This window comes from Rhizobium sp. 268 (assembly GCF_036571585.1).
GTDB classification, from domain to species: Bacteria; Pseudomonadota; Alphaproteobacteria; order Rhizobiales; family Rhizobiaceae; genus Rhizobium; species Rhizobium redzepovicii.
The window spans coordinates 270,746-287,934 of sequence record NZ_JAPPSO010000008.1 but is presented as its reverse complement, the minus strand read 5'-3'; the positions used below and the strand labels follow the sequence as shown (position 1 = coordinate 287,934).

General features: G+C 60.5%; 13 protein-coding genes, 3 tRNA genes, 1 pseudogene and 1 riboswitch. Of the genes and pseudogenes, 4 read left to right on the top strand and 13 right to left on the bottom strand.

What is annotated here, in order from left to right; genetic code table 11:
• Positions 1 to 9: 9 nt before the first annotated feature.
• The 4 genes from OS035_RS17920 to OS035_RS17905 form a co-directional block, all read right to left on the bottom strand.
• Complete coding sequence (locus OS035_RS17920; protein ID WP_097627196.1) at positions 10 to 594, bottom strand: NuoB/complex I 20 kDa subunit family protein; 585 nt, start codon at positions 592 to 594, stop codon at positions 10 to 12.
• Positions 585 to 950: an NADH-quinone oxidoreductase subunit A gene (locus tag OS035_RS17915; protein ID WP_007626195.1), complete on the bottom strand. Its 366-nt coding sequence runs from the start codon at positions 948 to 950 to the stop codon at positions 585 to 587. Before OS035_RS17915 ends, OS035_RS17920 begins: the two co-directional genes overlap by 10 nt.
• Positions 951 to 1,197: 247 nt before the next feature.
• A tRNA-Asp gene (locus tag OS035_RS17910) sits at positions 1,198 to 1,274 on the bottom strand.
• Positions 1,275 to 1,356: 82 nt separating this feature from the next.
• Positions 1,357 to 1,433, bottom strand: a tRNA-Asp gene (locus OS035_RS17905).
• 383 nt (positions 1,434 to 1,816) lie between these two features.
• On the opposite strand from OS035_RS17905, the gene OS035_RS17900 reads away from it, so the two are divergent.
• Positions 1,817 to 1,892: transfer RNA gene (locus tag OS035_RS17900), tRNA-Val, on the top strand.
• 771 nt (positions 1,893 to 2,663) lie between these two features.
• Here OS035_RS17900 and OS035_RS17895 read toward each other — a convergent pair.
• Both OS035_RS17895 and OS035_RS17890 read right to left on the bottom strand, forming a co-directional pair.
• Positions 2,664 to 3,212 (bottom strand): glutathione peroxidase, encoded by a 549-nt coding sequence (locus OS035_RS17895; RefSeq protein ID WP_012557329.1) that lies wholly within the window; start codon positions 3,210 to 3,212, stop codon positions 2,664 to 2,666.
• 131 nt (positions 3,213 to 3,343) lie between these two features.
• Positions 3,344 to 3,703 carry a hypothetical protein gene (locus OS035_RS17890; protein ID WP_097627195.1) on the bottom strand — a complete coding sequence of 120 codons (360 nt, stop codon included), beginning with the start codon at positions 3,701 to 3,703 and terminating at the stop codon, positions 3,344 to 3,346.
• A 163-nt stretch (positions 3,704 to 3,866) separates the two neighbouring features.
• Between OS035_RS17890 and OS035_RS17885 the strand changes: the two genes are divergently transcribed.
• A complete protein-coding gene (locus OS035_RS17885) occupies positions 3,867 to 4,472 on the top strand; it encodes a class I SAM-dependent methyltransferase (protein WP_097627193.1) in 606 nt (201 codons plus the stop codon).
• Here OS035_RS17885 and OS035_RS17880 read toward each other — a convergent pair whose 3' ends face one another.
• On the bottom strand, positions 4,473 to 4,874 hold the full coding sequence (locus OS035_RS17880; protein ID WP_097627191.1) for a (R)-mandelonitrile lyase: 402 nt from the start codon (positions 4,872 to 4,874) through the stop codon (positions 4,473 to 4,475).
• Between the two features lie 250 nt (positions 4,875 to 5,124).
• Between OS035_RS17880 and OS035_RS17875 the strand changes: the two genes are divergently transcribed.
• The gene (locus tag OS035_RS17875) at positions 5,125 to 6,111 is read left to right on the top strand and encodes an aldo/keto reductase (RefSeq protein WP_097627189.1); all 987 of its coding nucleotides are present in this window, start codon (positions 5,125 to 5,127) and stop codon (positions 6,109 to 6,111) included.
• Between the two features lie 257 nt (positions 6,112 to 6,368).
• On the opposite strand, the gene OS035_RS17870 is transcribed toward OS035_RS17875, so the two are convergent.
• From OS035_RS17870 to clpP, 6 genes and pseudogenes are all read right to left on the bottom strand, one after another.
• Positions 6,369 to 8,567, bottom strand: coding sequence for an esterase-like activity of phytase family protein (locus tag OS035_RS17870; RefSeq protein WP_331813934.1), 2,199 nt, complete (start codon positions 8,565 to 8,567; stop codon positions 6,369 to 6,371).
• A gap of 82 nt (positions 8,568 to 8,649) precedes the next feature.
• Positions 8,650 to 9,569 (bottom strand): annotated as a pseudogene (locus OS035_RS17865) (DMT family transporter).
• A gap of 84 nt (positions 9,570 to 9,653) precedes the next feature.
• Positions 9,654 to 9,806: riboswitch (FMN riboswitch) on the bottom strand.
• 120 nt (positions 9,807 to 9,926) lie between these two features.
• Entirely contained in the window at positions 9,927 to 10,202 is a 276-nt protein-coding gene (gene hupB, locus OS035_RS17860) for a DNA-binding protein HupB (protein ID WP_003573937.1), read from the bottom strand.
• Positions 10,203 to 10,408: 206 nt separating this feature from the next.
• On the bottom strand, positions 10,409 to 12,826 hold the full coding sequence (gene lon / locus OS035_RS17855) for an endopeptidase La (RefSeq protein ID WP_097627185.1): 2,418 nt from the start codon (positions 12,824 to 12,826) through the stop codon (positions 10,409 to 10,411).
• Between the two features lie 421 nt (positions 12,827 to 13,247).
• Positions 13,248 to 14,525: an ATP-dependent Clp protease ATP-binding subunit ClpX gene (clpX, locus tag OS035_RS17850; RefSeq protein WP_003573940.1), complete on the bottom strand. Its 1,278-nt coding sequence runs from the start codon at positions 14,523 to 14,525 to the stop codon at positions 13,248 to 13,250.
• Positions 14,526 to 14,826: 301 nt separating this feature from the next.
• Entirely contained in the window at positions 14,827 to 15,456 is a 630-nt protein-coding gene (clpP, locus tag OS035_RS17845) for an ATP-dependent Clp endopeptidase proteolytic subunit ClpP (protein WP_003573944.1), read from the bottom strand.
• 416 nt (positions 15,457 to 15,872) lie between these two features.
• Here clpP and OS035_RS17840 point away from each other — a divergent pair, with 416 nt between their 5' ends.
• Positions 15,873 to 17,126: a GGDEF domain-containing protein gene (locus tag OS035_RS17840; RefSeq protein WP_097627184.1), complete on the top strand. Its 1,254-nt coding sequence runs from the start codon at positions 15,873 to 15,875 to the stop codon at positions 17,124 to 17,126.
• The last annotated feature ends 63 nt before the right edge of the window (positions 17,127 to 17,189 follow it).

The following is a 17,189-nucleotide window of genomic DNA, read 5'->3' as shown; positions in this document are numbered from 1 at the left end:
CCTTAACCCTTAGCGTTCGATCGTGCCGGTGCGCCGGATCTTCTTCTGCAGCAGAAGCACGCCGTAGAGCAGCGCCTCTGCCGTGGGGGGACAGCCCGGCACATAGATATCGATCGGCACGATGCGATCGCAGCCGCGCACCACCGAATAGGAATAGTGATAATAGCCGCCGCCATTGGCGCAGGAGCCCATCGAGATGACGTAGCGCGGCTCGGGCATCTGGTCGTAGACCTTGCGCAGAGCGGGCGCCATCTTGTTGGTCAGCGTGCCGGCGACAATCATGACGTCGGACTGGCGCGGCGAAGCGCGGGGCGCAAAACCGAAGCGCTCGACGTCGTAACGCGGCATCGACAGCTGCATCATTTCGACGGCGCAGCAGGCCAGACCGAAGGTCATCCACATCAGCGAGCCGGTACGGGCCCAGTTGATCAGCTCGTCGGTCGAGGTGACGAGGAAACCCTTGTCGGCAAGCTCATTGTTGATCTCGCCGAAAAATGCGTCGTTGCTGCCGATCGGCTTGCCTGTGGCGGGATCGATGATCCCCTTCGGCTGCTGGGCGACGAGCGGCTGATTGCTCACAGGGGTCACTCCCATTCCAGGGCTCCCTTTTTCCATTCATAGATAAAGCCGATGGTCAGCACGAAGAGGAAGACCATCATGGACCAGAAGCCGAACCAGCCGATGGCGCCGAAGGAAACGGCCCAGGGGAAGAGGAAGGCGACTTCGAGGTCGAAGATGATGAAGAGGATCGACACGAGGTAGAAGCGGATGTCGAACTTCATGCGGGCGTCGTCGAACGCGTTGAAGCCGCATTCGTAAGCCGAGAGCTTTTCCGAATCGGGCGCTTTGAAAGCGACGGCGAACGGCGCAATGAGCAGCGCCAGGCCGATAACGAGAGCGATAGCGATGAAGATAGCGATCGGAATATAGGAACTGAGCAGTTCAGTCATCATGTTCATCCCTGCTTGCCGGAGGCGCCAGGCGGCGCATTTGGGCAAATGCCCGGCAAGCGAACGTGCGTTGCAACAAGCCGTGGTTAGCGCAGCCGACGCCCCGGCGCAAGAGATTTACAGAGGCAATTCGACGCGCCGCGCGCGGACATTATCAAGCAGATGCAACGATGTCGCGACAAATCCACACAAACCGATTCAAGCTGCATGCCTGACCCCTGGAAAGTGCATGGCTTTCGAAAGAGAATGGCGCGAGTGACGGGGCTCGAACCCGCGACCTCCGGCGTGACAGGCCGGCACTCTAACCGACTGAGCTACACCCGCGCATTGATCGGCCTTTTGCGGCCGCTGGGATGAAGAAACCGGACAAACGACAAATCACATTTGCGTTCTACAAGACTTGAAATGGCGCGAGTGACGGGGCTCGAACCCGCGACCTCCGGCGTGACAGGCCGGCACTCTAACCAACTGAGCTACACCCGCAATTCATTTCAAGCAGTCCGGATGCCTTCGCACCCTCACCAAAACGGCTGCCCGTTTCGATGAGCGGCTAACTACGGGGTTCGTCTTTTAGTGTCAAGCAGGTTTGGAGACAAAACCATGACAGTCGTTTGAATTGTTTCGGCAAGGCCGGCAATTCCCCTACCCACTACGACACTGACGCCCGATCGAAGCCGGCAGCGCGGTCGACGTCGACAGGCCCCCTCCCCTTTATCCACAGCCCGGTGACGCCCGATCGCCATCACAAGGAGCGGGACCGCCACCAAAAAAATCAAAAAATCTTCACAAACACTCTTGCGGTTTTGCCGCGATCCGCATAGATCACGGCCACCAACGCGGCAGGCCGATCCGGCTTCGTCAGCGATGGGCGATTAGCTCAGTTGGTAGAGCGCCTCGTTTACACCGAGGATGTCGGGAGTTCGAGTCTCTCATCGCCCACCATTTTCTCCCTTACGTGCCAAATCGCAGCTTTCGCAGTGGGATGTCTCAGCTGCGTCGTGATGTATTTGGAATTCCAATTGGATCCATTGGCGCGTCCGGCAGGTCGCGATGCGGCGCGGCGTCTGAAATCAGCACTCCACCAGAACGGACTACTCCGGGCGCGGCGCCACCTCCTATTGGGCGAATGGATGGGCGCGGGCAAAAGTGTGAGAATTCACCGCCCGGAAAATCTCCGCGCTTGCTACACCTGGAGGTGTTCCATGAGGACTCTCTGCTCCGCACTGACGCTGTGCATCGCGGTCGCTCTTTATGCGCCAAGCGCCAGATATGTCAGCCTGCCCGGTTACGCCTTCAAAACGAATCCGCAATGCCAGCGCCACGAACCAAAGACGCGGTTTGACAGAAGGTGCGACTGGCCGAGGGTGGGCTTCAAGGACTTTACGCCCCCGCTTGTGACCGTGCTTGGGATCTGAAGCTCAGCCTCTTTACGAATCATCGCAGTCCTGGCGCGTTTTGCAGCCGAAGGGCATTCATGGCTCGGTGACTGCGACAGTGTTTCTGATCGTGGCGAAATGCCTTGGCTCAGACTTCCTACCAGACTCTATATAGCCCTTCGGAATCCCGAAATTGGTTGCGGGATTGAAATCATTGCATGATTTTTTCTGTCGACACCGTGCGAAACGCTGCGGATTTCGGAATCCCGAAGCGGGGAATTTCGGGATTCCGAAGTGGCGTTCTGGAATCGTGACAGCCGGGCTCATCGCCGACCATTCACCCCTTCGCCAGTTCTTTATCCACCGCCGAGACCAGCCGCGAATCATCGGCCGTCACGTCAGGCGCGAATCGGGCGGCAACTTTACCGTCGCGGCCGATCAGGAATTTTTCGAAGTTCCAGAGAATGTCGTCCTCGTCGCCGCCCGATATGCCGTGGGATTTCAGGCGTTCGCGCATCGGGCCGTCACCTGTGGTCTTCACACCGGACTTGGTCAGTTGCCGGTAGAGCGGGTGCTGGGTCTCGCCCTTGACCGAAATCTTCGAGAAAATCGGGAAAGTGACATCGTAGGTGCTGGTGCAGAAGTCGAGGATCTCGGCGTCGGTGCCGGGCTCCTGACCCTTGAAGTCGTTGGCGGGGAAAGCGGCGATGACGAAGCCGCGCTCGCGCTTTTCGCCGTAGAGCTTTTCGAGACCCTCATATTGAACGGTCAGCCCGCATTTGGAGGCGACGTTGACGACCAGGAGCACGCGGCCCTTGTATTCGCTGAGTGTGGTTTCACGACCATCCACTGATTTGACAGGGATATCCAGCACATTGCCTGCCATGGGAACCTCCAAATTGATAAGATATGTCTCGCCAACTTAGCGATATCGCCGCCGTTGTCATCAACGTCGGAATCAACTCGGCGTTAGCAGGACGCCGGTGCGGGCTACGGCCTGCATCGGCGGTCAGCACATCAGGCGGGGGATGTTTCCTTCACGTCGTCGAGCAGGAAGTGCACAACGATATAATCCGTCTTGTAATGGCGACCGCTGTCGGACACGGATTCGACGCTGCCGCCGTCCTTCGGGTGCCAGGAGTGGTAATGGGGGTTGGTGGTGATCAGTGTGATGGCCTTGCCTTCCAGGGCTTCCTCGCCAAGCCGGAAGCGCATCTCGGCCAGCGGCCAGATCCGCTCGTAATCCGCCATGCTGATGCGCGCCTTCAGCGCCTTGCGATTCAGCGGTGCTTCGCCGGCCTCTGCGGGTGCTTCCAACATCACCTCCTCGGCTCCGTTGATGATGGCGTTGAACTCTTCAGGCCACATGCGTCTCATGAAATCGCTCCTCCCGGGGCTCTCGTCAGTCCACAGGTGAAACTTAGCGATTTGTTCGAAAGAAGCAAATTCCCGTCATGTGGTTGTCATCGAGGTCGGCTGCTCCTACGTTCGCCGCAGACCGCATCAGGGCCGTCAGACGCCCGCAATCCCGAGATCAGAGATGAAGACACGTGAAGACAGGCAGGCACTCCGGGCGAGCATGCCGCGCACCCCGCTCAGCGCTCATCATATGGAAAATGCCCGCCTGCTGCCGGATCGCGGCGAGCTGCTCTACCGGATCCCGAACGGCGGCATCGGCGTCGAGGTCGGGGCTGCCTTCGGCGAATATACGGCGGAGATTCTGGAAAAGAATCGCCCAGCGCAGCTCTACCTCATCGATCCCTGGTCGATGGACCGCTACAGCTCCGGGTTCGATACGATCCACACCAAGTTCGCGGCCGAGATCGACGCCGGCCGGCTGCATCTGATGCAGGGTACGTCGCTGGAAAAGCTCGCCGAATTCGAGGACGATTTCCTCGATTGGGCCTATATCGATACCGATCATTCCTTCGAGCTCACCTGGCAGGAACTGCTGCTCTGCGAAAAGAAGGTGAAGCGGACGGGGCGCATCGCCGGGCACGACTTCTGCACCGGCAACACGGTCAAGCCGATCGTCTATGGCGTCGTCGAGGCGGTCACCAAGTTCTGCAAGGATTACGGCTGGCAATTCGAGTTTCTGACGGTCGAATCACATGCGCATTTTTCCTATTGCCTGAAACGGCTCTGATCAGCTTTTGCCGAAATATTGCGCGTCGCTGACCTGTTCCATCCAGTCGACATGCTTGCCGTCCAGCGCCTCGTGAATGGCGATGTGCGTCATCGCCGTATCCTCGCCAGCGCCGTGCCAATGTTTCTCGCCCGGCGAAAACCAGACCGTGTCGCCGGCGCGAATCTCGCGGATTTCCCCGCCCCAGCTCTGGGCGAGGCCCTTGCCAAAAGTGACGATCAGCGTCTGGCCGAGCGGATGCGTGTGCCAGGCGGTGCGGGCGCCGGGCTCGAAAGTAACCGAGGTTGCCTTCACCCGGGCCGGTGCCGGCGGCTCCATCAGCGGGTCCTGGCGAACAGCGCCGGTGAAATAGTCGGCCGGCGGCGTCATCGAGGGGCGAGAGCCGGCGGGTTTGATCTCCATGATCTTTCCTTTTCCATTCCATTGCAGTTGAAGCCTTGTAATCCGACGATATTTCATCGAGGCGACCAATCAAGGCCGGATCGACAATTGCCGCATCCTCGCCCGGCTGATAGGCCAATCTCTTTCATCACCTAAAGCGCGTCACATTGAACTTGGTTGATGCGATGCGCTTTAGTTCTCTGTTTTTACGCATGTCGCTATCCCGGAACCGCTGCACACTTCCGGGCAACATGCATTGGGAGAATTTCTCATGAAACACCATGCTTTCGGCCGCATGCCCTTCACGGTCACCAATGTCGGCTTCGGCGCCTGGCAGATCGGCGGCTCATGGGGCGATATCAGCGAAGCGGATGGACGCGCGGCGCTGAATGCCGCACTCGATGCCGGCATGACCTTCATCGATACAGCCGACGTATATGGCGACGGCCGCTCGGAAAAGATCATCGCCGACGTGCTCAAGACGCGTGGCGGCCAGCGCCCGATGGTCGCCACCAAGGCGGGCCGCCGGCTCAACCCGCATGTCGCCGAAGGTTATACCAAGGCCAATCTCGAAGGCTTCATCGACCGCAGCCTTGAGAATCTTGCCGTCGACAGCCTCGACCTCGTGCAGCTTCACTGCCCGCCGCGCGAGGTGTTTTACCAGCCGGAGGTCTTCGAAGGTCTCGACGCGCTGCAGAAGGCCGGCAAGATCAGGGGTTATGGCGTTAGCGTCGAAAAGGTCGAGGACGGGCTGAAGGCGATCGAATATCCCGGCGTCGTCAGCATCCAGATCATCTACAACATCTTCCGCCAGCGCCCCGACCACCTGTTTTTCCAGGAGGCGCGCCGCAGGAACGTGGCGATCATCGCCCGCGTGCCGTTGGCCAGCGGTCTGCTCTCCGGCAAGATCACCAGGGAAACGCACTTTGCCAGCGACGACCACCGCAATTTCAACCGTCACGGCGAGGCCTTCGACGTCGGCGAGACCTTTGCCGGCGTGCCCTTCGAGGTCGGCCTGCAGGCGGTGGAGGAGGTGCGCAAGCTGGTGCCCACAGGCGCCACCATGGCCGCCTTTGCACTTCGGTGGATCCTGATGGCCGACGCCGTCACCGTCGTCATCCCCGGTGCCCGCAATGGCGAACAGGCGAGAGCCAATGCGGCGGCAGCCGATCTTGCGCCGCTCTCGGCCGATGTCATGGCGGCGACACGCGAGCTCTACGAGCGGCTGATCGCCCCGCATGTGCATCAGCGCTGGTAGGGCTGGAGCTGCTTGTTTTTGAGGGTTGTGGGCTGCCGCTCTACCCCTCCCCATAAGGGGGAGCGACTAGGCGCTGTTGTCCGGCAGCGACCAAAAGCAGAGGTCTTGCTGGCTGTTACCGTTCGACGAATTCATACGATGGAGTTTACGTGAAGCGGTGCGGCATCTTAGCCCCTCCCCTTGTGGGGAGGGGTCTTGGATTCAACGACAGAGGCCGGGCTTTCGCCCGGCCTCTTCCTTTATCTCTTTATCCCAACTCAGTTCGTCGCGTTCAGCTCAACCGGGAAGAACAGCGTCTCGCCGGAGGAATCGCTGACGCCGTCGTTGTCGGTGACGGCGTAGGGCTTGCCTGAGGCGTCGAAGGTGAAGCCTTCGAGCTTGTCGAGCACGTAACCGTTGGTCGTGGTCTTCAGTTCGCCGAGGAAGTCATGGGCTTCGGTTTTCTTGACGACCGGCAGTTCGCCGCCGAGCTTGGCGGGCTTCAGCTCCGCGATCGCCACCTTGTAGAGCTTCTTCAGCTTGGCAGCGTCGCCGACGAGGTTGTCGCGTTCGATGATGTAGACGCTGTCGCCCTGCGCCGAGATTTCAGACAGGCCGACCCAGCCGCTTTCCGTCTTGTCGAGCGGATAGCGCATGGCACCCCATTCCTTCTTCTTCGGATTGTAGGAGACTAGCTTGACGAAGCCCTTCTCGTCGTCACCCCATTCGCGCTGGACAGCCATCCAGAGCGTGGCATCGTCGCCGGTGCCGACAATGGTGACACCTTCGAAGCCGTAGCGGATTTCGTTGGCGGCGAGTTCCTTCGGCAGCGCGATCTCGGCCTTGATATCGCCTTTGGCGTTGACGTTGTAGAGGGCGTGAGGGACGAGACGCTCGCTGTAGCCTTCCGAGGCGAGCCAGAATGAGCCATCGGCGGCCACCGCGATGCCTTCGATGTCGAGCTTCTGGGCCGGGGCGCCGTCGCGCTTGACGATGAGCGCATCGGTGATCACCGCCGGCTTCTTGCTGGCATCGATCGTGTAGATCGTCGGCTGCAAGCCGAGAACGCTGTCGCTGACGGCATAGAGCCTGCCCGGCTTGCCGGGAACGGCAGCGAGACCCGATAGGGCTGCGAAGCCGATCGGATTGCCGTCCTTTTCGGCGGAAACGATCTGAGGATAGGCTTTCTCGCCTTCCGAACGCTCATAGATCATCACATGCGAGCGCGTGCCGCCATCCTTGCCGAGGTCGAGCTCGTTGGCAGTGGCGAAGAGGTTGCGCTGGGGAATGGCGATCCCGCCTTCCGGCGAAATGCCCGATGGCAGCAGCTGCACGAGCTCGGGATCGGCGCCGGTATCTTTAAAGACGCCGACGACCGAGGCGCGCTCGGCGAGCAGGAAGAAATACTGGTCGTCGCCGAACTTGGCGGCTTCGAGGCCTTCTGGCTCGACGCCCTTCGATCCCGAACGGCTTTCCGGATAGTGGCCGATATGGGCGACGGCGCGTTCGAAGGATGCGCCCGATTCGTAGAGAAGCTTGCCCGTCTTGTCGAAGATGGTGAAACCGCGCGAGCCGCCCTGGTAATCGCCTTCGTTGGCGATGACGAGGCGGTTGTCGTCCAGCCACTTCACGGCGTCGGGCTCACGCGGAACGCCCTTCAATTCGCCGGTGAATTTCAGAGCGCCGTCACGCTTGGTGTCGATGCCGGTAAGATCGACGCTGCCGGCGGAGAAATGCGTTTTCACCTCAGCCGTAGTGGCGTCGATGATGACGATCTCGTTGTTTTCCTGCAGCGTCAGTGCGATCTCGTTCAAGCCGTTAAAGGCGACGAATTCCGGCTCCGGATCGTCAGGGGCGACGCCGGCAAGGCCGGTCAGCGCCACGTGCTTGATGGTGGCGCAATCGACGGCACCGTTCTTGAGCTGGAAGACGACCAGATCGCCGGCCGGCATCTGCGGGATCTTGCCGTCATTGACCTCTTCGTCGCGCTCGTTTTCGATCGCGATGGCGCCGAGCGTCTTGTCCCTGTTGAGCGCGATCGAATCCGGCTGGCCGCCGAGATCGCAGGTGTTCTCGATCTTCTTCGTCGCCACGTCGACGATCGCCAGACGGCCCGAGGGCTTGGCCTTGCTTTCGGAGGTATTGACGGCGACCAGCGCCTTGCCGGCGCTCGAGGTGACCGAGGTCGGCTCGCCGTCCATCATCAGCGCGCCGCCTGATTTCGGGGCCTTGGCATCGGTGATGTCGATGAAGCCGATCGCACCGAGCGGGCTATCGCTATAGATCAGCGTGTTGCCGTCGTCGGTCGCGGTGATGATTTCGGCTGAAGTCGCCGAGAGCTTGTCCTTGTCGGCAGGCAGGTTCTGGGCGACCGGGAAGGAGGCGATGCGGTTGAAAACCGGCTCGGCGGCGGCCGGGAAGGCAACGGAAGCGAGAAGCACGGCAGCAAGTGCTGCCTTGCGCGATGAAATGGTCATGAAAATCCCCCATGTGTCGAATAGTCGAAACATGGGTTTTCTGCGGGACTGCCATGACAGAGGCATGACAGCCCCCGCCATTTCACGCGGTTTGCGTCAGGCCGCCCTTTTCCCGGCGCATCTCGTCGCGCATGATGAAAAGCGAGGCGGCAAGGATGAGAGCAGCTCCGAGCCAAAGATAACCGGCCGGCGCATAACCGAAGAACAGCCAGCCGGCCAGCACATTCAACGGCAGCTTCAGATTGTCGAAGGGCTGGACGTAGGCGGCGTCGGCGCTGGCATAGGCAAGGGTCAGCAGGTATTGCGCTACGACCGTCAGCAGGCCGCCAGCAGGAAGAGAGCAAGCGCGGTGCCCGTCGGCACGGCAAAGCCCGCCGCGAGCGCCAGGCCGCCATTGATCGGCGTCAGCAGCACCAGCAGCCAGACGGTGATCGTCTCGGGCTTTTCGATGCCGGTCAGGCTCTTGGTGATCAGCGACGAGGCGCCCCAGAACAGCGCCGAGAGCACCGGCAGCAGGGCTGCCCAGGTGAAGCTGTCGGACCATGGCTGCAGGATGATCATCGCGCCGGCAAAGCCGACACCGGTCGCCGCCCACCGGACAGGACCGACACGTTCGCCGAGGAACAGGCGGGCGCCGAGAATGATGAAGAAAGGCGAGGTCATGACGAGGGCGATCGCCTGCCAGATCGGCACCGACGCAAGGCCGGAAATCCAGGCCTCGACGCCGAGCGCGGCAAAGATCACGCGCACAATATGCCGCCAGGGATAATCGGTGCGCATTGCCGAAAGGCCTGATTTGCGCAGGAAGGGCAAGGAGAACAGAAATGCGAAAGCATATTGCCAGAAGGCCGCGGAAGCCGAGGGAAAGGCGAGCTTCATCGTCAGCCACTGGGTGACGACGTTGAGGAGCGAGAAGACCACGCCTCCAAGCACCATGAAAGCTGCGCCGGCAAAGGCGCGCGACTGCGACACTGCAAGGGAATTCTGATTCATGTCTTTCATCCGAAACCAGGGACCAACATAAATCAGGACGCAACGAGCGACGGCACGCTGACGCTGGCAGTCTCCTGCCCCGCACGCGGCCATGCTCATTCTCTTCCATCCGGACTTTGACCGTCGGCTCCGGAATCGCACCGGATCTGCTGACCCTTCCCAAGCGACAGCTTGGGAAGGCGCTCGCGGGCTCGGGCCGAGACCCTTACCGCCGGTGGGGAGTTTCACCCCGCCCTGAGAACAGCTCTGTCGTAGAACAATGCGCCGCATGCGGCAAGCGGCGAAAGCAAAAGGGGTCCGGCAAAGCCGAACCCCTCCCAAATCCTGCACAGCCGGTCTCGTTTACGGCTGGCGGATAATCTCAGATCAGCCGTTGACGGCGTCCTTCAGGCCCTTGCCGGGCGTGAACTTCGGCACGTTGCGAGCCGGAATGTCGACTTCAGCGCCCGTCGACGGGTTGCGGCCCTTCGATGCGGCACGATGAGAAACGGTGAAGCTGCCGAACCCTGCGAGGCGGATGTCGCCCTTGTTCTTGAGTTCACCCTGGACAACGTCAAAAACCGCGTCAACAGCGGAAGCCGCGTCAGACTTCGTCAGTCCTGCCTTTTCGGCGACTGCGGACACGAGTTCATTCTTGTTCATGTTTCCACCCCTTTCTAAATGGTACGAAACGACTCAAAAGTAAGCTAGGCGCAGAATAGGTTTCATCAGGCCCGCCGGGAACCCAAAAGCCCTGCAAATCAAGGAAAAGCAAGCGTCTACATGACGTTTTCACAAAAAAGGCTGGCGTTTTCGCCAGCCTTTTTCCGTCTTTTCAGCCAATGGGGCATAAATGTGGCCGAGGCCACTCAATGCGCTATGGTCGCGCCCGTCTCGTCGAGGCCTTCGACCGAGGTGATGACAGGCGTTTCCACCGTGCCGTCCCATTCGATCGGCTCCGGCCGCCGGACCAGCGCATGCTTGATCACCTCGCCCATGCGGGACACCGGGATGATCTCCATGCTGTTCTTCACGTTGTCCGGAATCTCCGCCAGGTCCTTGGCGTTTTCTTCCGGAATCAGCACCTTCTTGATGCCGCCACGAAGCGCTGCGAGCAGCTTTTCCTTGAGACCGCCGATCGGCAGCACACGGCCGCGAAGGGTGATTTCACCGGTCATGGCCACGTGTCTGTTCACCGGGATACCGGTCATGATCGAGACGATGGCGGTCGCCATAGCGACGCCGGCCGAGGGGCCATCCTTCGGCGTCGCGCCTTCCGGCACGTGCACGTGGATGTCGCTCTTGTCGAAGCGCGGCGGCTCGATGCCGAAATCGACAGCGCGCGAGCGGACGTAGGAGGCCGCCGCCGAGATCGATTCCTTCATGACTTCCTTCAGATTGCCGGTGACCGTCATGCGGCCCTTGCCCGGCATCATCACGCCTTCGATGGTCAGCAGTTCGCCGCCGACTTCCGTCCAGGCAAGGCCGGTGACAACGCCGACCTGATCCTCGCCCTCGGCTTCGCCATGGCGGAAGCGCGGAACACCCAGATAGTCGGAGATGTTGGCGGCCGTCACATGCACGGACTTCGTCTTGCCCTTGATGATCTCGGTGACCGCCTTGCGGGCGAGCTTCATCAGTTCACGTTCGAAGCTGCGCACACCGGCTTCACGGGTGTACTGCTGGCTGATCGCCATCAGAGCGTCGTCGCTGACCGAGAATTCTTCCGGCTGCAACGCATGTTCCTTGATGGCCTTCGGCAGCAGATGCCGCTTGGCGATCTCGCGCTTTTCATCTTCGGTGTAGCCGGCGATACGGATGATCTCCATGCGGTCCATCAGCGGCGCAGGGATGTTCAGCGTATTCGCCGTCGTGATGAACATCACGTCCGACAGGTCGTATTCGACTTCCAGGTAATGATCCATGAAGGTCGAGTTCTGCGCCGGATCGAGCACCTCGAGCAGGGCCGAAGACGGATCACCGCGATAGTCCTGGCCGAGCTTGTCGATTTCGTCGAGCAGGAACAGCGGGTTCGACTTCTTCGCCTTCTTCATCGACTGGATGACCTTGCCGGGCATCGAGCCGATATAGGTGCGGCGGTGGCCGCGGATTTCGGCTTCGTCACGAACGCCGCCGAGCGCCATGCGGACATACTCACGGCCGGTCGCCTTGGCGATCGACTGGGCGAGCGAGGTCTTGCCGACACCGGGAGGGCCGACGAGGCACAGGATCGGGCCCTTGATCTTGGTGGCGCGAGCCTGCACGGCCAGATATTCGACGATGCGCTCCTTGACCTTGTCGAGACCGAAGTGATCGGCTTCGAGGATCTTCTCGGCATTGTTGAGATCGGCCTTGATCTTCGACTTCTTGCCCCAGGGGATGCCGAGCAGCCAGTCCAGATAATTGCGCACGACGGTGGCTTCAGCCGACATCGGGCTCATCTGGCGCAGCTTCTTCAGCTCCGCGTCAGCCTTTTCACGGGCCTCCTTGGAGAGCTTGGTCTTGGCGATGCGCTCTTCCAGTTCGCTCATCTCGTCGCGGCCTTCTTCGCCGTCGCCGAGTTCCTTCTGGATCGCCTTCATCTGTTCGTTCAGGTAGTATTCGCGCTGGGTCTTTTCCATCTGGCGCTTGACGCGCGAGCGGATGCGCTTTTCGACCTGCAGGACCGAAATCTCGCCTTCCATGAAGCCGAGGGCCTTTTCGAGGCGGGCCTTGACGCTGGTGGTTTCCAGCATCTCCTGCTTCTCGGTGATCTTGATCGACAGATGCGAAGCGACCGTATCGGCGAGCTTGGAATAGTCGTCGATCTGGCTGGCGGCACCTACCACCTCAGGCGAAATCTTCTTGTTGAGCTTCACATAGCTTTCGAATTCGGAGACGACCGAACGCGACAAGGCTTCCAGCTCGACCGGATCGTCGTGCGGCTCCTCAAGCACATGGCCGAGCGCCTCATAGAAATCTTCGCGGCTGGTATAGGTGTCGATCTCGGCGCGGGCGCGGCCTTCGACCAGAACCTTGACCGTGCCATCGGGCAGCTTCAAGAGCTGCAATACGTTCGCCACGGTGCCGACCTTGTGGATCGCGGAGGGATCCGGATCGTCGTCACTGGCGTTGATCTGCGTCACCAGCATGATCTGCTTGTCGGAACCCATGACCTCTTCGAGCGCACGGATCGACTTTTCCCGTCCGACGAACAGCGGCACGATCATATGCGGGAAAACCACGATGTCGCGCAAAGGCAGAACAGGGTAGGCAGTGCTGCTCGCTACAGACGTTTTCTTCGTCATTTTTAAGTCCTTTCCATCGTCCCGTTACCGGGCTCTCTGCACGGCCGCTTGGGACCGGCCGGCACTCTCACTTGTTGCTACAAGTGGAGGTTCTGACTACGCTTTTCAAGCCACGCTAACGCCCGCGTTCCCCGGATGTGACAGCTTTATTACAACGGAACACCAACACTATGAAGCGCGTGGCTGGACCGGCGCTTACCACTTCCAACCGACTAAAATACAAGCACCGACAATAGGCTTACGGAATCACGGCATCATTGCCAAGCACTCTTCCTTGCACAACATCGGCCCCTTCCCAACATCGGCAAAGTCAATTCCGGTTCCCACCGGCAGAATACTAACAGTGCCTCGGATGGTTTTTCAAATAGAAAGGGGCCCGCCGATGGCAAGCCCCCAAAATAATCGTGCGAAAGCGCAAAGGTTACGCCGAAGCGTTGGCCTTTTCTTCCTGACGATCGGCATAGATGTAAAGCGGGCGGGCCGAACCGCGCACCACTTCCTCGGAGATGACGACTTCGCGCACACCTTCCAGCGTCGGCAATTCGAACATCGTGTCGAGCAGGATCTTCTCCATGATCGAGCGAAGGCCCCGGGCGCCGGTCTTGCGGACGATCGCCTTGCGGGCGATTTCGCGCAGGGCATCCTCGTGGAAGGTCAGTTCCACGTCTTCCATCTCGAACAGGCGCTGATACTGCTTGATCAGCGCGTTCTTCGGCTCCGACAAGATCTGGATCAGCGCATCCTCATCGAGATCCTCCAGCGTCGCCAGAACCGGCAGACGGCCGATGAATTCGGGGATGAGGCCGAACTTGACCAGGTCTTCCGGCTCCAGTTCGCGCAGGACTTCGCCGACGCGGCGGTCGTCCTGGGCCTTGACGGTGGCGCCGAAGCCGATCGAGGTCTTCTCGCCACGTGCGGAGATGATCTTGTCGAGACCGGCGAAGGCGCCGCCGCAGATGAACAGGATGTTGGTCGTGTCGACCTGGAGGAATTCCTGCTGGGGATGCTTGCGGCCGCCCTGCGGCGGAACGGAAGCGACCGTGCCTTCCATGATCTTCAACAGCGCCTGCTGCACGCCCTCGCCCGAGACGTCGCGGGTGATCGACGGATTGTCGGACTTGCGCGAAATCTTGTCGACTTCGTCGATATAGACGATGCCGCGCTGGGCGCGCTCGACATTGTAGTCGGCCGACTGCAGAAGCTTGAGGATGATGTTTTCGACGTCTTCGCCGACGTAACCGGCTTCGGTCAGCGTCGTCGCATCGGCCATGGTGAACGGAACGTCGATGATGCGGGCGAGCGTCTGGGCGAGATAGGTCTTGCCGCAGCCGGTCGGGCCGACCAGCATGATGTTCGACTTCGCCAGCTCGACTTCGCCGTTCTTGGAGGCGTGCGCCAGGCGCTTGTAATGGTTGTGAACGGCGACCGACAAGATCTTCTTCGCCTGCCGCTGGCCGATGACGTATTCGTCGAGGACCTTGATGATGTCCTGGGGCGTCGGAACGCCGTCGCGGGACTTGACCATCGAGGACTTGTTCTCCTCGCGGATGATGTCCATGCACAATTCGACGCATTCATCGCAGATGAAGACGGTCGGTCCGGCAATCAGTTTCCGGACTTCGTGCTGGCTCTTTCCGCAGAACGAACAATAGAGTGTGTTCTTGGAGTCGCCGCCGTTGCTGCCGCTGACCTTGCTCATATCACTTTCCTTCCAGCACGCCGCATTTCAAGGCGAAATCGCGGTCCACTCAATCAGCTCCTGGCGGCACTCCGTCACCGGAGCCTTTGCCGAGAAGGGCTTCAGGGGCTACGAACCGGGCCCAATCGATCATGTCCGGGTTCCGGTGGCAACGAATTCCCCTTCGAATGCCGATGCTATGTCATAAAATTTCAACATAGCATTAATAGCTACTATTAGCGTCTTCGTCGCCAGTTGAAAGCCTTGTTCGATCACAAATGAGATAGAACTGTGGCGACGAAAACACCATCCCAATTAATTACTAGGCCTGTTCGCCTTCCATTTCGAGGCGCGACGTCAGAACCTTGTCGATCACGCCCCAGCCCTGGGCTTCGTCCGCATCCATGAAATGGTCACGATCGAGGGTCTTTTCAACTTCCTCGTAGGTGCGGCCGGTGTGCTTGACATAGACCTCGTTCAGGCGGCGCTTCATCTTCAGGATGTCGCGGGCGTGGCGTTCGATGTCCGAGGCCTGGCCCTGGAAGCCGCCCGACGGCTGATGCACCATGATGCGGGAATTCGGCGTGGCGAAGCGCATATCCTTGTGGCCGGCGGCCAGCAGCAGCGAGCCCATGGATGCGGCCTGGCCGATGCAGAGCGTCGAAACCGCCGGCTTGATGAACTGCATCGTGTCGTAGATCGCCATGCCGGCGGTGACGACGCCGCCCGGCGAATTGATGTAGAGGGCGATTTCTTTCTTCGGGTTTTCGGCCTCGAGGAAGAGAAGCTGGGCGCACACGAGCGTTGCCATATGGTCTTCGACGGCACCGGTCAGGAAGATGATGCGCTCCTTCAACAGACGGGAATAGATGTCGTAGGAGCGTTCACCGCGGTTGGTCTGTTCCACGACCATCGGCACGAGGGCCATTGCGGTATCGACTGGGTTTCTCATGTGCGTCCTTTGTCAACGTCTCGCCGGCCGGCGCCGGGAATCAAAGAAAATGTCTTATCCCTACATAGAGTGTCCGTGCCCTTCTCTTCAAGACACGCATGCGGATAACGTTAAGAAGGCGGGCAAGGTGGCCCTGGCTGTAGCCTCTTTCCAACAAGCGCCTGTTAACGGCGAGCCTATGGCACCGCCTTCCCCGGCTTTTCTCCATGACAGGATGAAGGAATGCTTACTCCATTCGAGAGTGCTCACACACATTTACCCGGCGGAAAGCTTACCGGGAGATATCCGCCCAAAACCATACCGCAGCGCAGCAGCATTAAGGAAGTGGCGAGCTTCCTCGGCAAGGATGCAAGCCAACAGATCGGGGCCGACAGACAAGGCCACCCGATAAGACAGACGGGCAAGGGGTTGCTGCCGTGTTCAATATCGCTACAGGTCTCGCCATCTGGTGTTCGGAGGCCATGACGCTCGCTTTGGTGCTGTTCGTCGCCTGGCGCCACAATGTCCGGAACGAGGCCTATCTCTATTGGGGCCTCGGCTTCCTGCTGACCGGCATCGGTTTTGCGATGATCGCGCTGCGCGACCAGGTCCCCAGCCTGCTGTCGATTGAGATCGGCAATGCCATCGCGCTGCTCGGCCAGAGCGCCTGGGTGGCGGGTTTTCTGGCGCTCGACCGCAAGAAGATCGAATGGTGGGCGCTGCTGCCGCCGGCGATCTGGCTCGCTGGCGTCTTCCTGCCCTGGGTCAACAGCGACTATTCAAACCGGGTGGTGCTCTACAACCTCGCTTCGGCGACAGGGGCGACGGCGCTTGCCCTGGCGGTTTCCGCCGGCGACATGCGCCGCGAGCGCACCCGCGTCAAGCTGATGGGCGTCTTCGTCATCCAGGGCTGCCTGTGCTTCGGCTCAGCGCTGACGATGGCGCTGACGCTGCCAAGCGATATCGAGGCAACCAATCTCGGCGGCGCCTCCGCCATGGCAAGCGCCTTCCTGCTCACCATCGCCTTCGCCTTCACTTGCCGGCTGATCATGGAGCGCTCCGAGCGGCACCTGCGCGCCCTCACGCTCACTGATTCGCTGACGGGTGTGCTCAACCGCCGCGGCCTGCTCGGCTATTTCGACGCCATCCAGGAAAAAGCCCATGACGAGCAACACCAGGTCGCGGTGATGCTCTTCGATCTCGATCATTTCAAGCGCGTCAACGACCGTTTCGGCCACCAGTCCGGCGATGCCGTGCTGACGGCTTTCGCCCGCATGGCCCGCCAGTATATTCCAAACAGCATCTTCGGCCGCATGGGCGGCGAAGAATTCGCAGCCTTCGCCGCGGTCACCGACCAGACCGAAGCTGAGGCGATCGCCGAAGCGATCCGAACCGAATTTTGCCGCCTGCCCGTCAGCACCGGCGAAGCTATCGTTCCGGTCACCGTCAGCATCGGCATCGCGCTCGCCTCCTCGCTCGAAGCCAATATCGACAAGCTGATCTCGGCCGCCGACCGGGCGCTCTATGCCGCAAAGGGCGCTGGCCGCAACTGCACGGTCACCTTCGGCAAAGCCGAGGCCGCAGCCCCGGCCCCGGCAACGCCGAGCACCACCGCCGGCGAACTCGTGCCGACGGTCGACGACCAGGTCGAGGCGCTGCGGCGCATGGGCACGCTGTCGCGGGCCGGCTGACCGGAAAACCGGAGTCAATCCCCACGGTTAGACACGGATCTTAATGCGATCGGCGCGTCGTTT

Excerpts from the sequence above, each read along its gene's own strand:
- OS035_RS17880 (WP_097627191.1), bottom strand. The coding sequence starts at position 4,874 with ATGGAGATCAAACCCGCCGGCTCTCGCCCCTCGATGACGCCGCCGGCC.
- OS035_RS17895 (WP_012557329.1), bottom strand. The coding sequence starts at position 3,212 with ATGGCAGGCAATGTGCTGGATATCCCTGTCAAATCAGTGGATGGTCGT.
- OS035_RS17870 (WP_331813934.1), bottom strand. The coding sequence starts at position 8,567 with ATGACCATTTCATCGCGCAAGGCAGCACTTGCTGCCGTGCTTCTCGCT.
- clpP (WP_003573944.1), bottom strand. The coding sequence starts at position 15,456 with ATGAGAAACCCAGTCGATACCGCAATGGCCCTCGTGCCGATGGTCGTG.
- lon (WP_097627185.1), bottom strand. The coding sequence starts at position 12,826 with ATGACGAAGAAAACGTCTGTAGCGAGCAGCACTGCCTACCCTGTTCTG.
- OS035_RS17915 (WP_007626195.1), bottom strand. The coding sequence starts at position 950 with ATGACTGAACTGCTCAGTTCCTATATTCCGATCGCTATCTTCATCGCT.
- OS035_RS17890 (WP_097627195.1), bottom strand. The coding sequence starts at position 3,703 with ATGAGACGCATGTGGCCTGAAGAGTTCAACGCCATCATCAACGGAGCC.
- OS035_RS17875 (WP_097627189.1), top strand. The coding sequence starts at position 5,125 with ATGAAACACCATGCTTTCGGCCGCATGCCCTTCACGGTCACCAATGTC.
- OS035_RS17885 (WP_097627193.1), top strand. The coding sequence starts at position 3,867 with ATGAAGACACGTGAAGACAGGCAGGCACTCCGGGCGAGCATGCCGCGC.
- clpX (WP_003573940.1), bottom strand. The coding sequence starts at position 14,525 with ATGAGCAAGGTCAGCGGCAGCAACGGCGGCGACTCCAAGAACACACTC.
- hupB (WP_003573937.1), bottom strand. The coding sequence starts at position 10,202 with ATGAACAAGAATGAACTCGTGTCCGCAGTCGCCGAAAAGGCAGGACTG.
- OS035_RS17920 (WP_097627196.1), bottom strand. The coding sequence starts at position 594 with ATGGGAGTGACCCCTGTGAGCAATCAGCCGCTCGTCGCCCAGCAGCCG.